This is a genomic window from Undibacterium sp. GW821-FHT07F11, assembly GCF_059418665.1.
Map to the genome: position 1 here is coordinate 284,043 of NZ_JBWKQH010000002.1, position 21,556 is coordinate 305,598.

Genomic DNA, 21,556 nt, shown 5'->3' on the forward strand with positions numbered 1-21,556 from the left:
TCCAGGCTTACTTGGTAGCCTGACGTAATTTACGCAAATGCTGCCCCAGGCTGGATGCTTTCAACATTTGCTTGCCATGATAGAGACCAGCCTGCACTTTGCTCAAGATGGCAGGTGAGCTGACAGCCCCTTCACATAACTGGTGCGCACCTGTGGCAAACCGGAGTTTGTAAGCCTGGTCGCCCCTGCCCAAATCGATCGTAGCTACCCCTGTCTGGGCTGCATATCTGGCGCATTGCGCGAGCAGTACGAGGCCCGGTGAATATTCAGCAAAGTTCGTGTGATACCAGGGAAACCAGTAATGCAAGACCTTGCCGGAACGCATACCAAAATGTGCCGCAATCAAGGTATCACCCGCATACAGCGTCGATAACACGCCCGCAAAATCTGGGGTATTTGCCACCCTGATTTCATCCATTACCTGCCTGACCCAATCCAGCCTGAAAATATCATGCTCAGCCCCTACAGTGCGCTGAAACTGATCACGCTTCCCTGCTATCAAGGCGGCGAAATCTGCGTCGCTAACGCTTAGCAATTCAAAACGCAACTCACCCGATTTTTTACTGAGTTTGCGCTCATTGGTTGCCACCTTTTTCAAGAGTGAAGCGTCACGTCTGTCGGTCAGGCGCTGCGCATAAGCATCAAAACCACCCGTTAAATCCAGAATATGCGACTGACTGTGCGTCCATGCATATTGACTGAACTTGCCCAAATCCGCTGGCATATGGTTAAAGGCGAAGTAGCGGCATTGCATGGCACTCAAGGCATCACTGAAGCGTAAATCCAGGGGTGCCTCACATATCGGCCCCTGATAATCGGCCAGGAAATCACCTATGGATACAGCACGAAAGCTGCTCAGTGCATGAAAGGGCCAGATACCAACTATATGACCAGCATCTTCACATACCAGAATACGTGCGTCTTCCCTGGCATTGGCGATAATGGTGGTGAAAGCCGGAGAATAATAAGGGCTATCGTAAACAGGGTTTTGACTGCGCAACTCCGCCCAGCGCGCAACTAAAGGCGTGTCAAGTTCTTTTGCCCTGATCAAACGGAATTTCATTTAAGCCCGCTCCGCCGGGTAAAAATAAGTCTGCAGGCTTTGTTGCAAGCCATTTTCTATACTTTGATCAACCAGGCTTGATAATTGGCTCTGGCGGGTTGAATCAAAGACAAACAAACGATAAATATCGGACAAGCGCAAGCTGGCAGGATTCACCAGCATGATCCACAACTCAGCCCCAGCCTCATTTTTGCGTAGCCAAAAGCGACTGCGCGAAGCCGTCGTGTTCACCGTCACTCTTGCAACCCAGCCTGCTTCTGACATGCGTTCCAGCAAACCTTCAATTTCATCTATACCCAGTCTGGTCTCGGTTCGTATGGTATTGACGTTGACGGCAGCGGTAGCATCAGCCAGGCGCGCATCGACCAGTACCTGCAAGATGCTAACAGCATCTTCAAAAGCACTACCTGGGGTAGGCACATGCCACCATCGCTCAAATTTGACGACAGGCAATGCAGCAGCGATGACCGCCCCTATGAGGATAATCAGCCAGGAAACATAAATCCAGACCAGAAACAAAGGCACAGCTGCCAAGGCACCATACACAATGGTATAGGTAGGAAACTGGATGACGAAGCTGGCAAATATACGCTTGGCAATTTCAAATGCCACCGCTGCGAACAGACCGCCCCAGGCAGCATCGCGCCATTCAACCGAGCGATTTGGTACTACCAGATACAGCAAGGTGAATGCGCCTGTCGTGAAGGCAATCGAGGTCAGGGTATAAAATACTGCCCCCAGAAACGGCACAGCACCCACCACACCACTGGTGGCAGTGAACAAGTAAGAAGTACTGGAAATAGAAACACCAACCAGCAAAGGCCCCAAAGTGACAATCGCCCAGTACACCAGCAACCTTTGCAAGGCTGGGCGCGAGCGTTTGACCTGCCAGATCTGGTTGAATGACTTGTCTATCATTGCCATGGTGGCAATGGCAGTCACCATCAAAGCCACACCGCTGATAGCAGAAACACGGGTCGCCTTGGTAGCAAATTGCGTCAAATAACCCAAAATTGTATTGGAAATCCCCTTGGGCATCAGACTTTGAATAAAATACGCCTCCAGCGAAGTTCGGAAGGTATTAAATAGCGGAAAAGCCGTAAAAATGGCAAAAGCCACAGTCAGGATCGGTACCAGGGCCAGTACCGTGGTAAAAGTCAGGCTACCTGCAACCTGTGGCAAACGGCCTTCCTGCAGACGCTGCAGGGCAAATTTGAAGAGATTGAGTATTTGTTTCCACGACAGACCACGCATAGTTTTTGCAGCTAGAGATATAAATGCCTCGATTTTAACGAGAGACCAGGAAAAAAGACTTCTATAATACAAGCATGACTACACAAGAACTCACGATTTTAGTTTTATTTTACTCACGGCATGGCAATACCAGAAAAATGGCAGAATTTATTGCCCAGGGCATAGAAAGCGTACCTGGCTGCAACGCACGCCTGCGCACCGTACCTGCAGTTTCCACTGTGACAGAAGCAACGGCCTCAGACGTGCCAGCAGAAGGTGCGCCTTATGTGGAATTGTCTGATCTCAAGGAATGCGCTGGACTTGCCATGGGTTCCCCTACCCGCTTCGGCAATATGGCTGCAGCCCTGAAGTATTTTCTGGACGGCACGGCAGCTGATTGGCTATCCGGCACCCTGACTGGCAAGCCAGCCTGCGTATTTACCTCTACCGGCAGTATGCACGGTGGCCAGGAATCGACCTTGCTCAGTATGATGCTGCCACTCATGCACCATGGCATGCTGATGCTGGGCCTGCCATATAGTCACGCTGAACTGATGACAACAACAACTGGTGGCAGCCCTTATGGTGCGACCCATTGGGCTGGTCAGGATGGTGCACAAGCTATTTCGGAAGATAGTCGAAAACTGGCAATCGCACTAGGTAAACGTCTGGCTGAAGTCAGCAAAAAATTACAGGCGTCAGCATGAGTACGGCAACACCAGAAAAAAAATATTACCTGCTCGCTTCCGCCAGTCTGATCGCTTTGCTCTTGCTATGCATCTGCTGGGAATGGTTTTTGGCACCGCTGCGCCCAGGTGGCTCATGGATGGTGCTTAAGGTCCTGCCACTGCTAATACCTTTGCGTGGTGTATTGAAGCGCGATAATTACACCATGCAATGGTCTTCGATGTTGATCTGGCTGTACTTCACAGAAGGAATAGTCAGGGCGTACAGTGACCGCCTCCCCCTTTCCATGGCCCTGGCTTATGCAGAGGTCGCACTGTCCATGCTGTTTTTTATCTCCATCATCCTGTATTTGCGCCCCTTGAAAAAAGCCGCCAAAGCACTGGTGAAAGCAAACGCAGCGAAGTCAGCGGCAGAGTGATGGCAATGAGTGAAGTCGATATCATGCAAACAGAATTTCTTGCGGGCTGTGTCAGCATTCTGGGAAATGATTTCGTCATCACAAATGCAGCGGACCAATACCCGTATTTGATAGACTGGCGCCAGCGCCATCTGGGCAAGGCACTGGCCGTGCTGTTGCCACAATCCACCAATGAAGTTGCCAGCCTGGTGCGACTGTGCGCCTTGTACCATATCGCGTGCGTGCCTCAAGGCGGCAATACTGGTCTGGTATTGGGTAGCATACCCGACCAGTCTGGCCACGCTGTAGTCATCTCATTGAAGCACATGAATCGTGTGCTTGCTGTTGATGTCGCCAATAACACGATAACGGTGGAAGCTGGTTGCCTGTTGGCTCAGGTACAGGTTGCTGCAAGCGAAAAGCAAAGATTATTTCCCTTATCGCTGGCGTCAGAAGGCAGTTGCACCATAGGTGGCAACCTGTCCACCAACGCTGGTGGCACCGCGGTATTGCGTTACGGCAACACCAGAGAATTATGTCTGGGGCTGGAAGTCGTCACGGCACAGGGTGAAATCTGGAATGGCTTGCGCGGCCTGCGCAAGGACAATACTGGTTATGATTTACGCGACTTGTTTATAGGTGCAGAAGGCACACTGGGTATCATCACGGCAGCCGTTCTGAAATTATTCCCGCAGCCACGCGCACAAATTACCGCATTCACTGCACTGGAAAGTACAGATGCCGCATTGGCGTTATTAAACCATAGCCAGGATGCGCTGGGCCCTACCCTGACTGCGTTTGAATTGATATCTGACTTCAGTCTGCAACTGGTACTCAAGCATTTCCCGCAATTCCAACATCCATTCGGGTGCAGCGCCCCTCGCAGTTATCCTTATTATGCTTTGCTGGAAATGTCTGATCACGAATCAGAAAGCCATGCGATTGCACTCATGGAGCAGGTTCTGGAACAGGCGATCAATGATGGCCATGCTGCTGATGCCGTTTGCGCGACATCTATCAGTCAGTCCAGGTCTTTATGGAAACTACGCGAGCATATTTCCGAAGCACAGGCCAGGGAAGGCAAGAATATCAAGCATGATATTTCCATACCAGTTTCACAGATACCCCGCTTCATACAAATCACGGATGCAAAATTAACAGCCACATTTCCAGGTTGCCAGATCGTCTGCTTTGGTCATATGGGCGATGGCAACTTGCACTATAACGTCTCGGCACCAGTTGGCAGCAGCGATGCTGACTTCATCTTGCAACAAGCCGCTATCAACCGTATAGTCCACGACCATGTGCATCAATTCAAGGGATCGATTTCTGCCGAACATGGCTTGGGCATGCTGAAGCGGGATGAAATCAAACTCTATAAATCTGAGCTGGAATTATCCATGATGCGCACCATCAAGGCCGCGCTGGATCCGCAAAATTTAATGAACCCTGGCAAGGTCTTGTAACGCACCTCAATGCCAGCGAGGGCATTGAGGAAGGGACATATCTCAATTACTTAATTGTCGTGGCGTAAAGCGCCGCGCTTGCGGCCCGGCTACTTCTGCAGCCTGCATGGTGGATGGCAGATGGAACACACTCACTGCGCGTGTCAATTCTACCGCCTGCTCTTCCATACTCTCTGCCGCAGCCGCTGCCTGCTCAACCAATGCCGCATTCTGTTGCGTCATTTCATCCATTTGCGTAATCGCCAGGTTCACTTGTTCTATGCCTGAACTTTGTTCCTGGCTGGCTGCCGTGATCTCGCTCATGATGTCGGCCACATGCTGTACGCTGGTGACAATTTCATCCATGGTCTTGCCTGCTTCGTCTACCAGCTTACTACCCTGATCGACTTTGTCTACCGAATCGCTGATGAGGGACTTGATTTCTTTGGCGGCACTTGCACTGCGTTGTGCCAGGTTGCGCACTTCTGCCGCTACCACGGCAAAACCACGTCCTTGCTCACCTGCCCTGGCGGCTTCTACTGCGGCATTCAACGCCAGGATATTGGTCTGGAAGGCGATGCCATCAATGACACCAATGATGTCAACGATTTTGCGTGAACTTTCTTTGATCGAGCCCATGGTATTGACCACCTGCCCCACCACTTCACCGCCCTTGACCGCGACACTGGAAGCTGAAACCACCAATTGATTCGCCTGGCGGGCATTATCAGCATTTTGCCTGACTGTGCTTGTCAACTCTTCCATGGAGCTGGCTGTCTCTTCCAAAGAACTGGCTTGCGATTCTGTGCGGCTCGACAGATCAGCATTGCCTGAGGCGATCTCTTGAGAGGCAACGGTGATGGTTTCTGTACCTGTCTTGATCTTGGAAATCGTATTCAAGAGGTTTTCCTGCATCATCTGCAGCGAGTGCAGCAAATCACCAATTTCATCCGTGCCACTGGCTTCCACGTGCTGAGTTAAATCACCATTGGCAATTTGATCCGCGATAATGGCCGCACGTTTGATGGGACCAGCAATGGTTCTTGCAATCAGCCAGGCAGCTATGGAGCCTATCACTATCGTCAGAACGCCGATGATCAGCATGCCAAGCCTGGCATTTTTGTAGTTGGTCAGAGATTCATCATATGCCGCCTTCATGGCCTTGTGCTGCTGGCTGGCCAGCTCAGTTAAAGCCAACATCCATTTTTCATTGGGAGCATTGAATTCTGTCTGCAATACAGATGCAGCATCGAAATAATTTCCTTCGGCGACCAGGCCCTTGATCTTGTTGGCAATTGCCAGGACTTGACGTTTTTGATCAACGGAATTTTGCAGCGTATCTTTTCCGTTTTTATCGTCGATCAGTTTTTTTGCTGCCAGCTCGGAAGCATCGTAGCTTTCCAGTATCTTGGCCAGCCTTTTGGTTTCACGCTCTGCTTCAGCCATATCACTGGGCGCAGTCATTTTCCGCAGCACCAGGGCCAAGGCTCGTCCTTGCTCGCGCATGTCGGTAGCAGCGTCCAGACTGGCAACCTTGGTATTGAAAATATAGTCCGTCGAAGCCTGCAACTGACTTAGCCGGAACAAACCAAGGACGAGCAGACCACAGGACAACAAAATGACCAGGCCAAAACCCAAGGCCAGGCGACCACTAATCTTCAAACGCGACAATTGATTCATACATTTTCCTGAGTGTCCGAAAAAGACGGAAGGTGGAAATCAGACTGCCATGAAAAGAAAAAATCGCGGGGCATGCTCACCCTCTTTTTATGTCTCCATGTATTCTGATTTTTATATTTTCAACATGAAAAACTTCAGAAAAACCCTGCTTCAAAATGCAATGAGTAATAGCAGTTTGATTATGCTTGCATTGAATTTTGATCAAATTCTCTGCTTCACAAGAGGTATTGCTTGATCAGAGTATAGCCTGAAAGACAGGCTGAGCAAATGTGGCAATGATGGCGAATTGCAACATCGGTTTGACACACAGATGCGATTAAGCAATAAGGATTGTTTATAGCTTTCAGACAAGCCTGCTTAAGCACCAACTGAAATAACCAGCTTCAATCGGCAGGTTCGTGAACTACAAGCATGCTTGCCAAAGCTGTTTACCGCGCCATCTTCGTTGCAATGTTTCACAATTAGCTTAAATCAGATTGGACCATCGTTTGCAGTTTTCAAAGTTAATTTGCGAACCCCAAACATCAGGCAGCACTTCAGTTTTCAATTTTGCGATCAGTTCTGCAGTCTTATCCTTGTCCTTGGCATAGCATGCAAACTTGGCAAAATGATTGATATTCCATGCATCGGGGTATTTTTTTAGCACGTCATCTATACCCTTTTTCATGGTGGGCCAATCAACCAGGGAATTAGAAAACAGTTTATTACCGTATTGCGTCTGCGAAGCATACCAATAGATGCGCGCATACATTCCAAAGCCCTCCTGGGGCTTGGTCCTCTCCATTGCTTTCCGAGCAAATTTTTCTACGGCGTAAGCGTTACCACCCCATTTTGGGACGTAATAATCAATAGCGCCGAAGTACAACTGATAAAACAAAGGCTCTTTGGTAAGACCTTCGTTAACCAGTTTTTCCATTTCATCCTCAGGCCAGCCCTGAAATCTGGCAATGTTTCCCATGAGTTGATACCAATACGGGTCTTTTGCGGCTGCCTTCTTATGCTCTTCCAGATAGATTCTGGCTTTTTCCACATATTCGTAAAAAGGCTTCCAATTTTTTTCTTTAACATCGACAGCGTAACCACCTCCTCTGATAGTCCATGCTCGATTCATCAGCATATCCGCATACGCCAAATGTGCAACAGCAGAATCAGGATAAGCAATTTGCCACCTTTTAATACGGTCCTCCATTTTGGACCATACCAGCGCATCATTTTTTTCGTACCTGAATGCCCCCGAAAGACCCACATAAAAAAGTGTCAGCTTCCACAATCCGCTTGATGTACGAGCTTTGGACGTACGAAAAGTTTTTGCCATACTTTCCAGTTCGGCGAAATTTTCGTCCACAGACAATTCTATGACCTTCCACCCTATCTTTTCACGATCAGCAATTTCATCTGCCTGAGCAAACTGTGCAGCCAATACCAGCAAAGACAAGACAATACTCAGGCTTATTTTTTTAAATTTCATTTTTGAGGGTCCGGACTTTAGCAATTGGTGAATAGTCGCAAATTAATTCATACAAGGCAACTGTTTGACAAGTTTGCAAAAACAAAAAGCCCCTGAAGTAAGCTCAGGGGCTTTTGTTGAATCTGTTGGCCTGTCCAGCACGAATCGAACGTGCGACCCCGAGCTTAGAAGGCTCGTGCTCTATCCAACTGAGCTATGGACAGTCTTGTCAATGGCTAACAAAAAAGATGTTTGCGAGCCCAAAAACTGAAGGCTGAATAGTACATGGTATCGTCCTCACTTTCAAGAATGAAACCACTTCTGACAGCTAATTTACTTAGATTGCTGGTGGAATGCAATCTGCCAGGCGGCGAGCGCTGGTGGAAGCCAGCTCTGCGTCTTCTGCTTCAACCATGACACGTACCAAGGGTTCGGTGCCGGATGCGCGTATCAATACCCTGCCCCGATCTGCCAGTTCGGCTTCGACCATTTGTTTCTCGGCAACCAGCTTCTCATTTTTTTGCCAGTCGAAACCGGCGGGAACTTTAATATTCAATAAGGTCTGCGGAAATAATTCCAGATCATCAAAGCATGCATCCAGACTTTTGCCATTGCGCCTTAACGCAGATAGCACTTGCAAGGCTGAAACGATGCCATCGCCAGTTGTATGCTTGTCCAGGCACAGAAGATGGCCAGAGCCTTCACCACCCAGCAGCCAACCACGCTCTTGCATTTGCTCAAGCACATAGCGGTCACCGACTTTGGCGCGGGCAAATCCTATACCCAGCTTTTTGAAAGCGACTTCGACAGCCATATTCGTCATCAAAGTACCGACTACACCTTCAACCTTGCCTATCGCCATGCGGTCCAGCACCATCAGATACAGGAGCTGGTCGCCGTTATAAATTTTGCCGTGCTTATCCACCATCAGCAAGCGGTCAGCATCGCCGTCAAGGGCAATCCCCAGATCAGCATGATTGGCGCGCACGGCCAAGGACAGGGCATCAGGTGATGTTGCACCAACTTTGTCATTGATGTTGAGGCCATTCGGTTGGTTACCAATGGCAATGACGTCTGCACCCAGTTCATGGAAGACATGCGGGGCGATATCGTAGGCGGCGCCGTGAGCACAATCAACAACGATCTTCAGGCCACGCAAATCCAGCTCTGCCGGAAAAGTGCTTTTGCAAAATTCGATGTAGCGCCCGTTGGCATCATTCAAACGGCGCGCCTTGCCCAATTTTTCTGAGCTGACGCATTGCATGGGACGCTCAAGTTCGGCTTCGATAGCAAGCTCAACTTCATCAGCCAGCTTGTTGCCGTTCGCCGAAAAAAACTTGATGCCATTGTCGTCAAATGGATTATGCGAAGCGGAGATCACGACACCTGCGGACAGGCGCAATGCACGCGTCAGGTAGGCCACTGCCGGGGTTGGGGCCGGACCAGACAACATGACGTCCACGCCCGCAGCGGCGAAGCCGGCTTCCAGCGATGCTTCCAGCAAATAGCCTGAGATGCGTGTGTCCTTGCCTATCAAGACTGTGGGGCGGGCATCGCCAGTAACGTTGGCTTGCGCCAGCACCTTGCCTGCTGCAAAACCCAGACGCATGACAAAATCAGGCGTAATTGGTGCAACACCCACTTTGCCGCGTATACCATCTGTACCAAAATATTTTCTACTCATAGTCTTCCTGCTCATCAAGGGGATAATGCATCCCAGATTTTGTATGCATCGACAGTTTCTGCCACGTCGTGCACACGGATAATGTTTGCGCCCATTTGTTTTGCCAGCAGGGCTGCAGCAATGCTGCCTGCCATGCGCTCTGGTGCTGCCCTGCCCGTCAAACCGCCTATCATGGATTTGCGGGACACCCCAACCAGCACAGGCAAACCCAACTCTTGCTGAAATTGCGGCAAGTGCCTGAACATGGCCACATTATGTTCCAAAGTTTTACCAAAACCAAAACCAGGATCAAGGCATATGCGATTTGCTTCCACACCTGCATCTTCCAGCGCGCTAAGCCTCTCACGTAAAAATATCTTCACTTCCTGATTGACGTCAGCATACTCAGGGCTGAGCTGCATGTTTTCTGGCGTATTTTGCATATGCATGACGCATAAGGCAGCATCTGCATTTTGCACTGCAGCAATGGATTCAGGTGAGCGAAAACCCTGAATGTCATTGATCATATCAACACCGGCAATCAAGGCCTCGCGCATGACTTGTGGCTTGTAAGTGTCTATGGACAAGGGTTTGCCGCAATCACGCAAAGCATAGATGACGGGCATGACCCGATTCAACTCTTCATCCAGCGGCAAAGGGGCAGAGCCTGGGCGACTGGATTCGCCACCGATGTCAATGATATCGACACCATCTTCTATCATCTGTTCAGCGCGGGCGATGGCACTTTCCAGATTCAGGTATTTGCCGCCATCGGAAAAAGAATCAGGCGTGATATTCAGCACGCCCATGACGAGAGTTCTGGATTGTGCTCCGCTCAAAGGGTAGCGAAAACGGCCACATTGGAAATATTTCATTTTTTAAAAAGACGAAGGGTGAGGAATAATCCCCACCCTTTTACATGAAATTCAAAAATTAATTGTGCAATATTTGTAGAGTAACTCAGGCCGGTGCAGTTGCGCTTGGAGATACACCACCAGAAGAATTACCAGAAGAAGGACGGCTGCTTGTTTGTCCTTGTTTTGGCGGACGTGGGTCCACACCATTCATGATGTCATTGACCTGGTCTGCATCTATTGTTTCCCAATCCAGCAAAGCCTTGGTCATGGCTTCTACCTTGTCGCGGTTTTCTTCCAGGAGTTTGCGAGACAAGGCATATTGTGTATCGAGAATGCTGCGGATTTCGGCATCCACTTTTTGCTGGGTTGCCTCGGAAATGGTTTTAGATGGGCCGCCAAAGTAACCTTCACTCTGACTATCTTCATAGACCATCACGCCCATGCTGTCGGACATACCAAAGCGTGTCACCATCGAGCGTGCCAGCTTGGTAGCACGGGAAAAGTCGTTGGAAGCACCCGTAGACATTTGGCCAACAAAAATTTCTTCTGCAATACGGCCACCAAACAGGATGGAAATTTCCTCCAGCATCTTATCTTTATAACCACTGATATTGTCATGCTCCGGCAATTGCCAGGTCAGACCCAGAGCAAATCCACGTGGCATGATGGTGACTTTATGAACAGGATCAGCCTTAGGCATCAATTTGGCAACTACGGCATGACCAGATTCATGATAAGCAGTATTTCTGCGCTCATCTTCACGCATGACCATGGAACGACGCTCTGGTCCCATGAAGATTTTGTCTTTTGCATCTTCAAAATCCATCATTTCGACCAGACGCTTGTTACGTCTTGCGGCGAACAAGGCTGCTTCATTGACCAGATTGGCCAGGTCAGCACCAGAGAAACCAGGCGTACCACGCGCCAGGATATCTGCCTTAACATCAGCAGAGATTGGTACTTTGCGCATGTGAACGTTGAGGATTTGTTCACGGCCACGGATATCGGGCAAACCAACAGACACCTGACGGTCAAAACGACCTGGGCGCAACAAGGCTTTATCCAACACGTCTGCACGGTTGGTTGCAGCAATCACGATGACGCCAGAATTAGCTTCAAAACCATCCATCTCAACCAGCATCTGGTTCAGAGTTTGTTCACGTTCATCATTACCGCCGCCCATACCAGCACCACGATGGCGGCCAACAGCATCAATCTCATCGATGAAAATAATGCAAGGTGAATGTTTTTTGGCATTTTCAAACATGTCGCGAACGCGCGAAGCACCTACACCAACGAACATTTCAACGAAATCAGAACCAGAGATAGTGAAGAAAGGTACTTTCGCCTCACCCGCAATCGCACGGGCAATCAAAGTTTTACCAGTACCAGGAGGACCAACCATCAACACGCCACGAGGAATACGGCCGCCGAGCTTCTGGAATTTGGTTGGGTCACGCAGGAAATCAACGATTTCGCTGACTTCTTCCTTGGCTTCATCGCAACCGGCGACATCGGCAAAGGTGACATTATTATTAGTGTCGTCCAGCATCCTAGCCTTGGATTTACCAAAAGAGAACGCACCACCTTTACCGCCGCCCTGCATCTGGCGCATGAAGAACACCCAGACGCCAATCAGCAACAGCATCGGGAACCAGGAAATGAAGACTTGTGACAGGAAAGACTGCTCTTCAGGCTGTTTGACATCAAACTTGACGCCACTGTCCACCAGATCACGAATCAAGCCCTTGTCGAGGACTGTAATCTGGGATTTGACTTTAATGCCTTCAGAATTGGTCGCAACGATGGAGCGATTAGCCTCATCGATGGTGGCATCCTTGATGTGTTTGGATTTGACCTCATCCAGGAACTCGGAATACGGGATGGACTTGACGCCAGCACCGATACCTTTTCCATCAAACTGCTTAAAAAGTGTAAAAAGCACCAGGGCAACCACCACCCATATAGCAGCTTTTGAAAACATATTATTCACGAGAACTCCTTGAAGGCAGGATGCGCCATTTGATACTGTAAACGTTCATTCTACCCCCATTGGGTAGAGCTTGCTAGCCAGCATATGTTGGCGATATTGATGATTATCAAGAGGTACATGCAATTATTCAGGGTTTTTCAAGCCTCTGCCAAGCAAAAATATCTCGGAAGACTTGTCCTTGCTGGCTTTTGGCTTCTTGTTGATCACCGTTTTGAATTCATCTTTAAATAGTGTGAAAATGTTGTTATAGCTAGGCCCATGGAAGCATTTCACCAGCAAAGCACCGCCTGGTTTGAGATGTGCCTTGGAAAAAGTAACTGCCAATTCGATAATATATTCGACACGGGCAGAGTCAACAGTTGAGTTACCTGACAGATTTGGGGCCATATCTGATAAAACCAAGTCAACTTTGCGGCCTAACAATTTAGATTCCAATTGATCCAGCACTTCATCTTCACGAAAATCGCCCTGTATGAATTGCACGTCAGCGATAGGCTCCATAGGCAACAGGTCCAGGGCAAAAATTTCACCCATGATGCCGCCACCTTCTTTACCTGCCAGCTTATTCCTTACATACTGTGACCAGCTACCTGGTGTTGCACCCAAATCAACAATCACCTGCCCTGGTCGTATCAGTTTTTCTGATTCATCTATTTCTTTTAGCTTGTAAACGGCGCGCGCACGATAGCCTTCCTTTTGTGCAAGTTTCACATAAGGATCATTAATATGGTCGTGAACCCAATTTTGATTGAATTTATTCTTTGCCATTCGCGTAAAATACTGCTTTTAAAGGAATTACTATGTTAAAACTTACGCCCGCTGAAAGAAGCGAACTCCGCTCCGAAGCACATGCACTGAAACCTATCGTATTAATCGGCGAAGCTGGATTGACTCCTGCTGTGATCAAAGAAATTGATGCTGGCCTGAATGCCCATGGCCTGATCAAGGTACGCGTATTTGGCGATGATAGAGAAGCACGTATAGGTATGTACGATACCATCTGCGCCGAGCTGAATGCAGCCCCAGTGCAACATATTGGAAAACTTTTGGTAGTTTACCGTCCAAAACTGGAAGGCACGAAAGAAACCAAACTGGTTAAAAAAGGTAAAGGCATGCGCGAAGTCACTATCGTCAAGCCTAGCCCAAGTGGAACCAAAAAACCGACTGTATCCAAAGTCATGGTTAAAGGCAATGAACGCGTTACCCAGGGCGGCAACATCAAACGCGCCAAACCACGTCAAAGTAGTGCAAAAAAATCATCTCTAGCCAACAGCTAAGCCTGAATACTTCTGATATCCGATCAGTACTCAACCCGGCCAAACCAGGCCGGGTAACATTTCTGCCAGAAAATACATCTTTCAAGTCACGCTACATCGTTTTACATCCATTCATATTCATTGAATGAATATGAATTAAAAACGTCAATATCAGACGTACAGTACATCCAGCACTTCATATTCACGCACGCCAGCTGGCGCTTGCACACCAACCACGTCACCAGCGTACTTGCCAATCAAGGCACGTGCGATAGGAGAAGTGATGGAGACTTTGCTCAATTTCAAGTCTGCCTCATCTTCGCCAACGATCTGGTAACTGACTTTTTGTGAAGTTTCCAGGTCTTCCAGATGTACGGTAGAGCCAAACACAACGCGGCCTTCTGCATCCAGTGTAGTTGGATCGATGATTTGTGCAGAACCCAGCTTACCTTCCAGTTCAGCAATACGACCTTCGATAAATGCCTGGCGTTCTTTGGCGGCATCATATTCTGCATTTTCAGACAAATCGCCTTGTGCGCGTGCTTCTGCAATCGCATTGATAACATCCGGGCGTTCTTTGGTCTTTAAAAGATGCAATTCTTTTTTAAGCAATTCTGCGCCGAACTTGGTGACAGGTACTGTACTCATATCATTCACACTCATAAAAGTAAAAATACAGAGGCCACGTCAGACACCAGCATTACCGATGCCTTTTGTGACCTCTGTATCGAAGTTCAAGCTTCCCTGGGCTTGCAGTCAGTACTCAGGGACACTGTTATTTCTATCAGTTTAAGGTTTTATGCAGACCTTGTAAATCATAAACATGCAATTCATTGAGATGACGCATGCCTTCAACCGCAGCCTCGGCACCTGCAATGGTGGTGAACGTTGTTGCACGGGCAATCAATGCAGAGGTACGGATAGCGCGTGAATCAGTAATGGCGTTACGCTTTTCTTCTACTGTATTGATGACCATGGCAATATCATTGTTCTTGATCATGTCTACAACGTGTGGCCTGCCTTCGACAACCTTGTTCACGATAGAAACCGGGATGCCTTCAGCAGCAATCGCGGTTGCCGTACCACGTGTAGCAACAATAGAGAAGCCCATCTCAACCAGATCACGCGCCACTTTGACGCCACGTGGTTTATCGCTGTTTTTGATACTCAGGAATACCTTGCCAGACGTTGGCAATTTCACGCCCGCACCCAATTGTGATTTCACGAAAGCTTCACCAAAGGTTTTACCCACACCCATGACTTCACCGGTCGATTTCATCTCCGGACCGAGGATGGTATCAACACCAGGGAATTTAACGAATGGGAATACCGCTTCCTTGACACTAAAGTAAGGTGGCACGACTTCTGCACCTATGCCTTGTGAATCAAGAGACTGACCAACCATGCAACGGGCAGCAATTTTTGCCAGTTGCAAGCCAGTGGCCTTGGATACATAAGGGACGGTACGTGACGCACGCGGATTCACTTCCAGCACGAACACAACATCTTTGCCCTCTTGCTGCTGGATCGCAAACTGCACATTCATGAGGCCGACGACATTCAAACCTTTTGCCATCAGCGCAGTCTGGCGTTTGAGTTCAGCAATGGTTTCTTGTGACAGGGAATATGGTGGCAAGGAACATGCAGAGTCACCAGAGTGAACACCAGCCTGTTCAATATGCTCCATGACACCACCAATGAAGGTACGCTCGCCATCAGACAGGCAATCGACGTCGACTTCAATCGCATCATTCAGGAAGCGGTCCAGCAAGACTGGAGAGTCATGTGACACCTTGACAGCTTCACGCATGTAACGTTCAAGATCACGCTGCTCATGCACGATTTCCATCGCGCGACCACCGAGTACATAAGACGGACGCACCACCAGCGGATAACCGATTTCTTGCGCCAGTGCCAAAGCGTCGGCCTCAGTACGTGCAGTGCGATTGGGCGGCTGACGCAAACCCAGGTCCTGCAGCATTTTCTGGAAGCGTTCGCGATCTTCCGCAGCATCGATCATGTCTGGCGAAGTACCAACGATAGGCACGCCATTGGCTTCAAGATCCAGTGCCAGCTTCAAAGGTGTCTGCCCACCGTATTGCACGATAACGCCAACTGGTTTTTCTTTGTCGACGATTTCCAGTACATCTTCCAGCGTCAGTGGTTCAAAGTACAGGCGGTCGGATGTATCGTAGTCAGTAGAAACAGTTTCAGGATTACAGTTGACCATGATGGTTTCATAGCCATCTTCGCGCATCGCAAACGCTGCGTGTACGCAGCAATAGTCGAACTCAATACCCTGGCCGATACGGTTAGGGCCACCGCCCAATACCATGATTTTTTTCTTGTCGGTCGGGTTGGACTCGCACTCTTCTTCGTACGTCGAATACATGTAGGCTGTATTCGTTGCGAATTCACCGGCGCAAGTATCAACGCGCTTGTAGACTGGGCGCACGTTCAGAGCTTTACGCTTTTCACGAATCGCTGTGTCAGTCGTTTTCAGCAGTTTTGCCAGGCGACGGTCAGAGAAACCTTTTTGCTTCAGTTGCAGCATCAGGGCTTTATCAACGCTGTCGAGTGACTGTTCATCCAGCCATAATTCGATATCGACGATGTCCTTGATTTGCACCAGGAACCAAGGGTCGATATGCGTCAGTTGATGCACTTCTTCCAGTGTGAAGCCTTGAGCGAAAGCATCACCGACATACCAGATACGGTCCGGACCAGGCTCACCGAGTTCTTTTTCCAGGGTCTCTCTATCCTGGGTTTTTTCATTCATACCGTCGACGCCAACTTCCAGGCCACGCAGGGCTTTCTGGAAGGATTCCTGAAAGGTACGGCCTATCGCCATCACTTCACCAACAGATTTCATCTGTGTCGTCAGGCGGTTATCTGCCTGTGGGAATTTTTCAAATGCGAAACGCGGTATCTTGGTGACGACGTAATCAATCGAAGGTTCGAAAGAAGCAGGTGTAGCACCACCAGTAATTTCATTGCGCAATTCATCAAGCGTGAAACCAACTGCCAGCTTGGCAGCAATCTTGGCGATAGGAAAACCAGTTGCCTTGGATGCCAGTGCAGATGAACGCGACACACGCGGATTCATCTCAATGACAATCATGCGCCCATCAGCAGGGTTGATGGAAAACTGTACGTTGGAACCGCCAGTATCCACACCAATTTCACGTAGCACTGCCAAAGAGGCATTACGCATGATCTGGTATTCTTTATCGGTCAGTGTCTGCGCTGGTGCAACCGTGATGGAGTCACCGGTATGCACACCCATAGGGTCCAGATTTTCAATGGAGCAGACGATGATGCAGTTGTCGGCCTTATCGCGCACGACTTCCATCTCATATTCTTTCCAGCCTATCAGCGATTCTTCGATCAGCAATTCATTGGTAGGAGATGCTTCCAGACCGCGTTTGCAAATTGTTTCGAATTCTTCAGGGTTGTAGGCAATACCGCCGCCAGTGCCACCCATGGTGAATGATGGTCGGATGATGACCGGGAAGCCGACATCCTTTTGCACAGTCCAGGCTTCATCCATGGAATGAGCAACACCAGAACGCGCAGAACCCAGACCAATCTTGGTCATGGCATTCTTGAATTTCAAGCGGTCTTCAGCCTTGTCGATGGCTTCTGGTGAAGCGCCGATCAGTTCGCAATTGTATTTGGTCAATACGCCATGACGATGCAGGTCCAGTGCGCAATTCAATGCAGTCTGGCCACCCATGGTGGGCAGGATCGCATCCGGTTTTTCTTTATCGATGATGCGTTCTACAACTTGCCAGGTGATAGGCTCGATGTAAGTCACATCGGCCATTTCCGGATCAGTCATGATGGTCGCAGGGTTGCTGTTGACCAGGATCACGCGGTAACCTTCTTCACGCAAAGCCTTGCAAGCCTGTGCGCCGGAATAATCGAATTCGCAAGCCTGGCCAATGATGATGGGGCCAGCGCCGATAATCAAGATACTTTTTATGTCGTTACGTTTTGGCATTCTCTTATTCTCCTGTCTTTGCCTTGGCCATCATCGCGGTGAAGCGGTCAAACAGGTAGGCAATATCATGCGGACCTGGCGAGGCTTCAGGGTGACCCTGGAAGCAGAAAGCGGGTTTATCAGTACGGGCAAAGCCTTGCAGCGAGCCATCAAACAAAGACACGTGGGTGACGCGGCAGTTGGCTGGCAAAGTTGCTGCATCCACTGCGAAACCGTGGTTTTGGGACGTAATCAATACCTGTTTGGTATCAAGATCCTGCACCGGATGATTGGCACCGTGGTGACCAAATTTCATCTTGAGGGTTTTGGCACCGGATGCCAGCGCCATGATTTGATGACCAAGGCAGATACCAAAGGTAGGAATGCCCTTCTCTATCAACTCTTTGGTGGCAGCAATTGCGTAATCGCAAGGCTCAGGGTCGCCAGGACCATTCGACAAAAACACGCCATCCGGGTTCAGTGCCAGCACATCAGCAGCGCTGGATTGCGCAGGCAATACCGTGACCTTGCAGCCGCGCTCTGCCAGCATGCGCAGAATATTGCGCTTGACGCCAAAGTCAAAAGCAACAACATGGAATTTTGGATTTTCCAACTGACCATAACCCTGGCCTAGTACCCATTCAGCTTCTGTCCAGTTGTAAGCCTGTTTGACAGACACAACCTTGGCCAGATCCATGCCAGACAAACCAGGGAAAGACTTGGCCAGTGTGATGGCTTTTTCAGCATCGGCACCTACCAGGATAGCACCGCCCTGCGCACCTTTTTCACGCAAGATACGTGTCAGCTTGCGGGTATCAATACCTGCAATAGCAACGATGTTTTGGGATTTGAGATAATCAGAGAGGGATTGTTCAGAGCGGAAATTCGATACCAGCAAAGGCAGGTCTTTAATAATCAAACCGGCTGCATGGATTTTGTCAGACTCTACGTCTTCGGCATTGACGCCGGTATTACCAATATGCGGATACGTCAGGGTAACGATTTGGGAACTATAACTGGGGTCAGTCAAAATTTCCTGATAACCGGTCATTGAGGTATTGAAGACAACTTCACCTATGGTCTGACCGGCAGCGCCAATCGAATATCCAGTGAAAATGCTTCCATCGGCGAGAGCAAGTATAGCGGTGTCCTGGCCGGAACGAAGAAGGGACTGCGGAATGGGCAGCAAGGGCAACTCCTGTATTGTTACCGCCGCTGCGACGCCCCAAGCTGTCGTTTCCCTGGCCGCGCAAGAATTGCCGCGTGGCCTGGAAAGATGATGGAGCGATGTGAATTTGGGTAGGCGCTACGGCGAGATTTCGGATTAGTTAAACCCTCGAATTATAGCGCGAAACGGCCCATCAGGCAAATACGAAATGCCTGATGGGCCGTTAAATTGCCTGCAAACTCAAGAGTAGTACGGGCGTTCGCAAATCAAGTCGCTACTATTTCCTCTGGAATCCCTGCCGAAACGCAGTTTACCAAAAATACTGACGATAAAAATTACAGGCCCAGTGCAGCAATACCTGCTTTGGCAATCTGCGCATCTTCTGCAGACTTCACACCAGAAACACCGACTGCACCAACACATTGACCGTCAACAATAATAGGTACACCGCCTTCGAGCATGCCTTCCAGAGGCGCACTCAGGAAAGAGAAACGGCCATTGTTGATAATATCCTCATAGATTTTTGATTCGCGCTTACCCAAGGCTGCAGTAGTCGCCTTAGCTGGTGCGATTTGGGAGGAAATTGGGGCTACACCATCCAGTCGTTGCAACCACATCAAATGACCACCATCGTCCACAATGGCGATTACAACAGGCCAGTTGTTGGCTTTGGCTTCTGCTTCTGCAGCGGCAGCAATTTTTTTGACATCATCCAATGTCATCACAGGTTTTGTTTGCATAAATACTTCTCCATTAAAAGTCAGCGGATTGTACGCCAAGCAATTGCGCTTAGGTATACAAACAGTTTTTACCAATTTAAGTGAGTCAATCGACGGGCAGCAATTGTGACTTATGCAAAACCTTGCCACCATATTGCCATTGTTTTAATTAATGACTGAAACTTATTGTTACGCAGAAAGGCATCCCAAATAGTTTACATTTTTTCAGAGTTCGCTTACAGTTGACCGGTTTTTCCAACCAGGTGCAAAGATGCTAATAACCGTTTCCAGACTATCAAGGAAAGCCAAATTAGTGCTTATCTCGACTATGCTGCTAGCCGCAGCGGCCAACCCAGCCTGGAGCGCAGACAATCCCTTCCCCGAATCTTCGACCGCCTATACCAAACTGCAGGAAATCAAGCAACGCGCATCCGACCTGACCGTTAAAGCCATGGATTTGATGGGCATACGCTATAAGCGCGGCGGCAACTCACCGGAAAACGGTCTCGATTGCAGTGGTTTTGTACGCTATGTATTCAAGGATGTGGTCGGTGCCAATTTGCCGCGCACCTCGGCAGAAATCAGCAAAGTAGGTGAACACGTAGAACAAAAGGATTTGCGTCCGGGTGATCTGGTTTTTTATAACACACTTAAACGCGGCTTTTCCCATGTAGGAATTTATCTGGGTGACAACAAGTTCATCCACTCCCCTTCAGCAGGCGGCCAGGTCAGAGTAGAAAGCATGGACATCGCCTACTGGAAAAAACGCTTCAATGGCGCACGCCGCATCAATGATGATGAAGTCAAATAAGTAAATTATTTAGCCCAAGCAGCCTTAACACCACTTTCACAACACATTTCCGCGCCCTCAAAAAAATAAAGGCAGAGCAATTCACGCCCTGCCTCATTCAAATCAAGCAAACCGTTGATCAACGTTCCTGCATTGCTTTAATTTTTTGCTTAATTTCAGGCATCATCGCCATCGCTGCTTTTTCACCAGCCAGGATGGCTAGGTTGCGGCCATTAAAATCATTTCCCTTCATGCCCGGCAATTCCGGGCGAATCACAATCTCAGCCTGCTTCAATTCAAACTGATTAATGCTTTGCCCCATGATAGCTACTGTTTGCAGCAAAACATCAAGGGTAGCATTTGAAACCAGCGGTTCTGGCGGTGAAGAAATGTTGACTGCAATCACCAGATCAGCCCCCATTTCACGGGCAAAACGCACTGGCACTGGCGATACCAGGCCACCATCGACATACAGGCGTTCATTGATTTTCACAGGCTGGAAAACACCAGGCACTGCAGATGAAGCGCGCACTGCCGCACCAGTATTACCGCGCTGGAACAACACAGCATGGCCTGTAGCCAGATCAGTTGCAACCGCACCAAAAGGCTTGCGCAGTTTTTCAATCGGGGCTTGCACCACGAGACGGTTCACGTAGGCTTGCAAGGCATCCCCCTTCAATACCCCGCTGGACTTGGAAAACAAAGGCAGCGACCAGTCAGAAATAGTTACCTCGTCCATATCCAAAGCCATTTTCTGCAAGGCAAACCCATTGTTACCAGCAGCATACATGGCCCCCACCACACTGCCCGCACTGGTACCAACCACAAGATCAGGATTAATACCTTGCGACTCCAACGCCTTGATGACACCAATATGTGCAAAGCCACGTGCAGCGCCCCCACCAAGCGCGAGACCTATGCGCAAAGGCTTGAGCGTCTTAGCCACTGGTATGGCTGGCGCCACGGCAGGTGTCACTTGTTGTGGCGAAGTATTACAGGCAGAAAGGCCAAATGCCAGCATTACCGGCAAGGCGAGACGAGCAAGAACAGAATTTTTGCCAGCAGGTAAAGCTAGTGGACGGGAAAATATACGCGACATGTGATTTCTAAGTTTCAACAGTAAATGAGGTGCAAGTTCCGGCGAACGGGACTTTTTGCAGGTGCGTGATTATATTT

At 49.1% G+C, this 21,556-nt stretch carries 18 protein-coding genes and 1 tRNA gene; 5 read left to right on the forward strand and 14 right to left on the reverse strand.

Annotated elements, in window-relative coordinates; genetic code table 11:
- Window positions 1-7 precede the first annotated feature (7 nt).
- Complete coding sequence (locus AC07OI_RS05040; protein WP_495256478.1) at window positions 8-1,063, reverse strand: GNAT family N-acetyltransferase; 1,056 nt, start codon at window positions 1,061-1,063, stop codon at window positions 8-10.
- On the reverse strand, window positions 1,064-2,317 hold the full coding sequence (locus AC07OI_RS05045) for a YihY family inner membrane protein (protein WP_492702859.1): 1,254 nt from the start codon (window positions 2,315-2,317) through the stop codon (window positions 1,064-1,066).
- A gap of 74 nt (window positions 2,318-2,391) precedes the next feature.
- Here AC07OI_RS05045 and wrbA point away from each other — a divergent pair, with 74 nt between their 5' ends.
- The 3 genes from wrbA to AC07OI_RS05060 are packed head-to-tail and all read left to right on the forward strand — an operon-like array spanning window position 2,392 to window position 4,846.
- Complete coding sequence (wrbA, locus tag AC07OI_RS05050; RefSeq protein ID WP_495256479.1) at window positions 2,392-3,003, forward strand: NAD(P)H:quinone oxidoreductase; 612 nt, start codon at window positions 2,392-2,394, stop codon at window positions 3,001-3,003.
- On the forward strand, window positions 3,000-3,401 hold the full coding sequence (locus AC07OI_RS05055) for a DUF2069 domain-containing protein (protein WP_492702857.1): 402 nt from the start codon (window positions 3,000-3,002) through the stop codon (window positions 3,399-3,401). The genes wrbA and AC07OI_RS05055 overlap by 4 nt, the downstream gene beginning before the upstream one ends.
- A complete protein-coding gene (locus tag AC07OI_RS05060; RefSeq protein WP_495256480.1) occupies window positions 3,401-4,846 on the forward strand; it encodes an FAD-binding oxidoreductase in 1,446 nt (481 codons plus the stop codon). The genes AC07OI_RS05055 and AC07OI_RS05060 overlap by 1 nt, the downstream gene beginning before the upstream one ends.
- A 42-nt stretch (window positions 4,847-4,888) precedes the next feature.
- On the opposite strand, the gene AC07OI_RS05065 is transcribed toward AC07OI_RS05060, so the two are convergent.
- The 7 genes from AC07OI_RS05065 to AC07OI_RS05095 form a co-directional block, all read right to left on the reverse strand.
- Entirely contained in the window at window positions 4,889-6,505 is a 1,617-nt protein-coding gene (locus AC07OI_RS05065; protein ID WP_495256481.1) for a methyl-accepting chemotaxis protein, read from the reverse strand.
- A gap of 466 nt (window positions 6,506-6,971) precedes the next feature.
- Complete coding sequence (locus tag AC07OI_RS05070; protein WP_495256482.1) at window positions 6,972-7,973, reverse strand: hypothetical protein; 1,002 nt, start codon at window positions 7,971-7,973, stop codon at window positions 6,972-6,974.
- A gap of 126 nt (window positions 7,974-8,099) precedes the next feature.
- Window positions 8,100-8,176, reverse strand: a tRNA-Arg gene (locus AC07OI_RS05075).
- Window positions 8,177-8,289: 113 nt separating this feature from the next.
- Window positions 8,290-9,636: a phosphoglucosamine mutase gene (gene glmM, locus AC07OI_RS05080; protein ID WP_495256483.1), complete on the reverse strand. Its 1,347-nt coding sequence runs from the start codon at window positions 9,634-9,636 to the stop codon at window positions 8,290-8,292.
- A 14-nt stretch (window positions 9,637-9,650) separates the two neighbouring features.
- A complete protein-coding gene (gene folP, locus AC07OI_RS05085; RefSeq protein WP_495256484.1) occupies window positions 9,651-10,490 on the reverse strand; it encodes a dihydropteroate synthase in 840 nt (279 codons plus the stop codon).
- A gap of 85 nt (window positions 10,491-10,575) precedes the next feature.
- Window positions 10,576-12,465: an ATP-dependent zinc metalloprotease FtsH gene (gene ftsH, locus AC07OI_RS05090; protein WP_492702851.1), complete on the reverse strand. Its 1,890-nt coding sequence runs from the start codon at window positions 12,463-12,465 to the stop codon at window positions 10,576-10,578.
- A gap of 123 nt (window positions 12,466-12,588) precedes the next feature.
- The gene (locus tag AC07OI_RS05095; RefSeq protein WP_492702850.1) at window positions 12,589-13,233 is read right to left on the reverse strand and encodes an RlmE family RNA methyltransferase; all 645 of its coding nucleotides are present in this window, start codon (window positions 13,231-13,233) and stop codon (window positions 12,589-12,591) included.
- 32 nt (window positions 13,234-13,265) lie between these two features.
- On the opposite strand from AC07OI_RS05095, the gene AC07OI_RS05100 reads away from it, so the two are divergent.
- On the forward strand, window positions 13,266-13,742 hold the full coding sequence (locus AC07OI_RS05100; protein ID WP_110253841.1) for a YhbY family RNA-binding protein: 477 nt from the start codon (window positions 13,266-13,268) through the stop codon (window positions 13,740-13,742).
- 150 nt (window positions 13,743-13,892) lie between these two features.
- On the opposite strand, the gene greA is transcribed toward AC07OI_RS05100, so the two are convergent.
- From greA to AC07OI_RS05120, 4 genes are all read right to left on the reverse strand, one after another.
- Window positions 13,893-14,369 (reverse strand): transcription elongation factor GreA, encoded by a 477-nt coding sequence (gene greA, locus AC07OI_RS05105; RefSeq protein ID WP_110254249.1) that lies wholly within the window; start codon window positions 14,367-14,369, stop codon window positions 13,893-13,895.
- Window positions 14,370-14,505: 136 nt separating this feature from the next.
- A complete protein-coding gene (gene carB, locus AC07OI_RS05110; protein ID WP_492702849.1) occupies window positions 14,506-17,724 on the reverse strand; it encodes a carbamoyl-phosphate synthase large subunit in 3,219 nt (1,072 codons plus the stop codon).
- A gap of 4 nt (window positions 17,725-17,728) precedes the next feature.
- Window positions 17,729-18,883: a glutamine-hydrolyzing carbamoyl-phosphate synthase small subunit gene (gene carA / locus AC07OI_RS05115; RefSeq protein WP_495256758.1), complete on the reverse strand. Its 1,155-nt coding sequence runs from the start codon at window positions 18,881-18,883 to the stop codon at window positions 17,729-17,731.
- 323 nt (window positions 18,884-19,206) lie between these two features.
- Complete coding sequence (locus tag AC07OI_RS05120) at window positions 19,207-19,611, reverse strand: GlcG/HbpS family heme-binding protein (protein ID WP_492702848.1); 405 nt, start codon at window positions 19,609-19,611, stop codon at window positions 19,207-19,209.
- Window positions 19,612-19,903: 292 nt separating this feature from the next.
- Between AC07OI_RS05120 and AC07OI_RS05125 the strand changes: the two genes are divergently transcribed.
- On the forward strand, window positions 19,904-20,401 hold the full coding sequence (locus AC07OI_RS05125; RefSeq protein ID WP_492702847.1) for a C40 family peptidase: 498 nt from the start codon (window positions 19,904-19,906) through the stop codon (window positions 20,399-20,401).
- Between the two features lie 118 nt (window positions 20,402-20,519).
- Here the strand turns inward: AC07OI_RS05125 and AC07OI_RS05130 are convergent, their stop codons facing one another.
- Window positions 20,520-21,479 (reverse strand): patatin-like phospholipase family protein, encoded by a 960-nt coding sequence (locus AC07OI_RS05130; protein ID WP_495256485.1) that lies wholly within the window; start codon window positions 21,477-21,479, stop codon window positions 20,520-20,522.
- Between the last annotated feature and the right edge of the window lie 77 nt (window positions 21,480-21,556).

Bases quoted from the DNA above. Each gene is read 5' to 3' on its own strand.
- AC07OI_RS05040 (WP_495256478.1), bottom strand. From the start codon at position 1,063: ATGAAATTCCGTTTGATCAGGGCAAAAGAACTTGACACGCCTTTAGTT.
- AC07OI_RS05045 (WP_492702859.1), bottom strand. From the start codon at position 2,317: ATGCGTGGTCTGTCGTGGAAACAAATACTCAATCTCTTCAAATTTGCC.
- wrbA (WP_495256479.1), top strand. From the start codon at position 2,392: ATGACTACACAAGAACTCACGATTTTAGTTTTATTTTACTCACGGCAT.
- AC07OI_RS05055 (WP_492702857.1), top strand. From the start codon at position 3,000: ATGAGTACGGCAACACCAGAAAAAAAATATTACCTGCTCGCTTCCGCC.
- AC07OI_RS05060 (WP_495256480.1), top strand. From the start codon at position 3,401: ATGGCAATGAGTGAAGTCGATATCATGCAAACAGAATTTCTTGCGGGC.
- AC07OI_RS05065 (WP_495256481.1), bottom strand. From the start codon at position 6,505: ATGAATCAATTGTCGCGTTTGAAGATTAGTGGTCGCCTGGCCTTGGGT.
- AC07OI_RS05070 (WP_495256482.1), bottom strand. From the start codon at position 7,973: ATGAAATTTAAAAAAATAAGCCTGAGTATTGTCTTGTCTTTGCTGGTA.
- glmM (WP_495256483.1), bottom strand. From the start codon at position 9,636: ATGAGTAGAAAATATTTTGGTACAGATGGTATACGCGGCAAAGTGGGT.
- folP (WP_495256484.1), bottom strand. From the start codon at position 10,490: ATGAAATATTTCCAATGTGGCCGTTTTCGCTACCCTTTGAGCGGAGCA.
- AC07OI_RS05095 (WP_492702850.1), bottom strand. From the start codon at position 13,233: ATGGCAAAGAATAAATTCAATCAAAATTGGGTTCACGACCATATTAAT.
- AC07OI_RS05100 (WP_110253841.1), top strand. From the start codon at position 13,266: ATGTTAAAACTTACGCCCGCTGAAAGAAGCGAACTCCGCTCCGAAGCA.
- greA (WP_110254249.1), bottom strand. From the start codon at position 14,369: ATGAGTACAGTACCTGTCACCAAGTTCGGCGCAGAATTGCTTAAAAAA.
- carB (WP_492702849.1), bottom strand. From the start codon at position 17,724: ATGCCAAAACGTAACGACATAAAAAGTATCTTGATTATCGGCGCTGGC.
- AC07OI_RS05120 (WP_492702848.1), bottom strand. From the start codon at position 19,611: ATGCAAACAAAACCTGTGATGACATTGGATGATGTCAAAAAAATTGCT.
- AC07OI_RS05130 (WP_495256485.1), bottom strand. From the start codon at position 21,479: ATGTCGCGTATATTTTCCCGTCCACTAGCTTTACCTGCTGGCAAAAAT.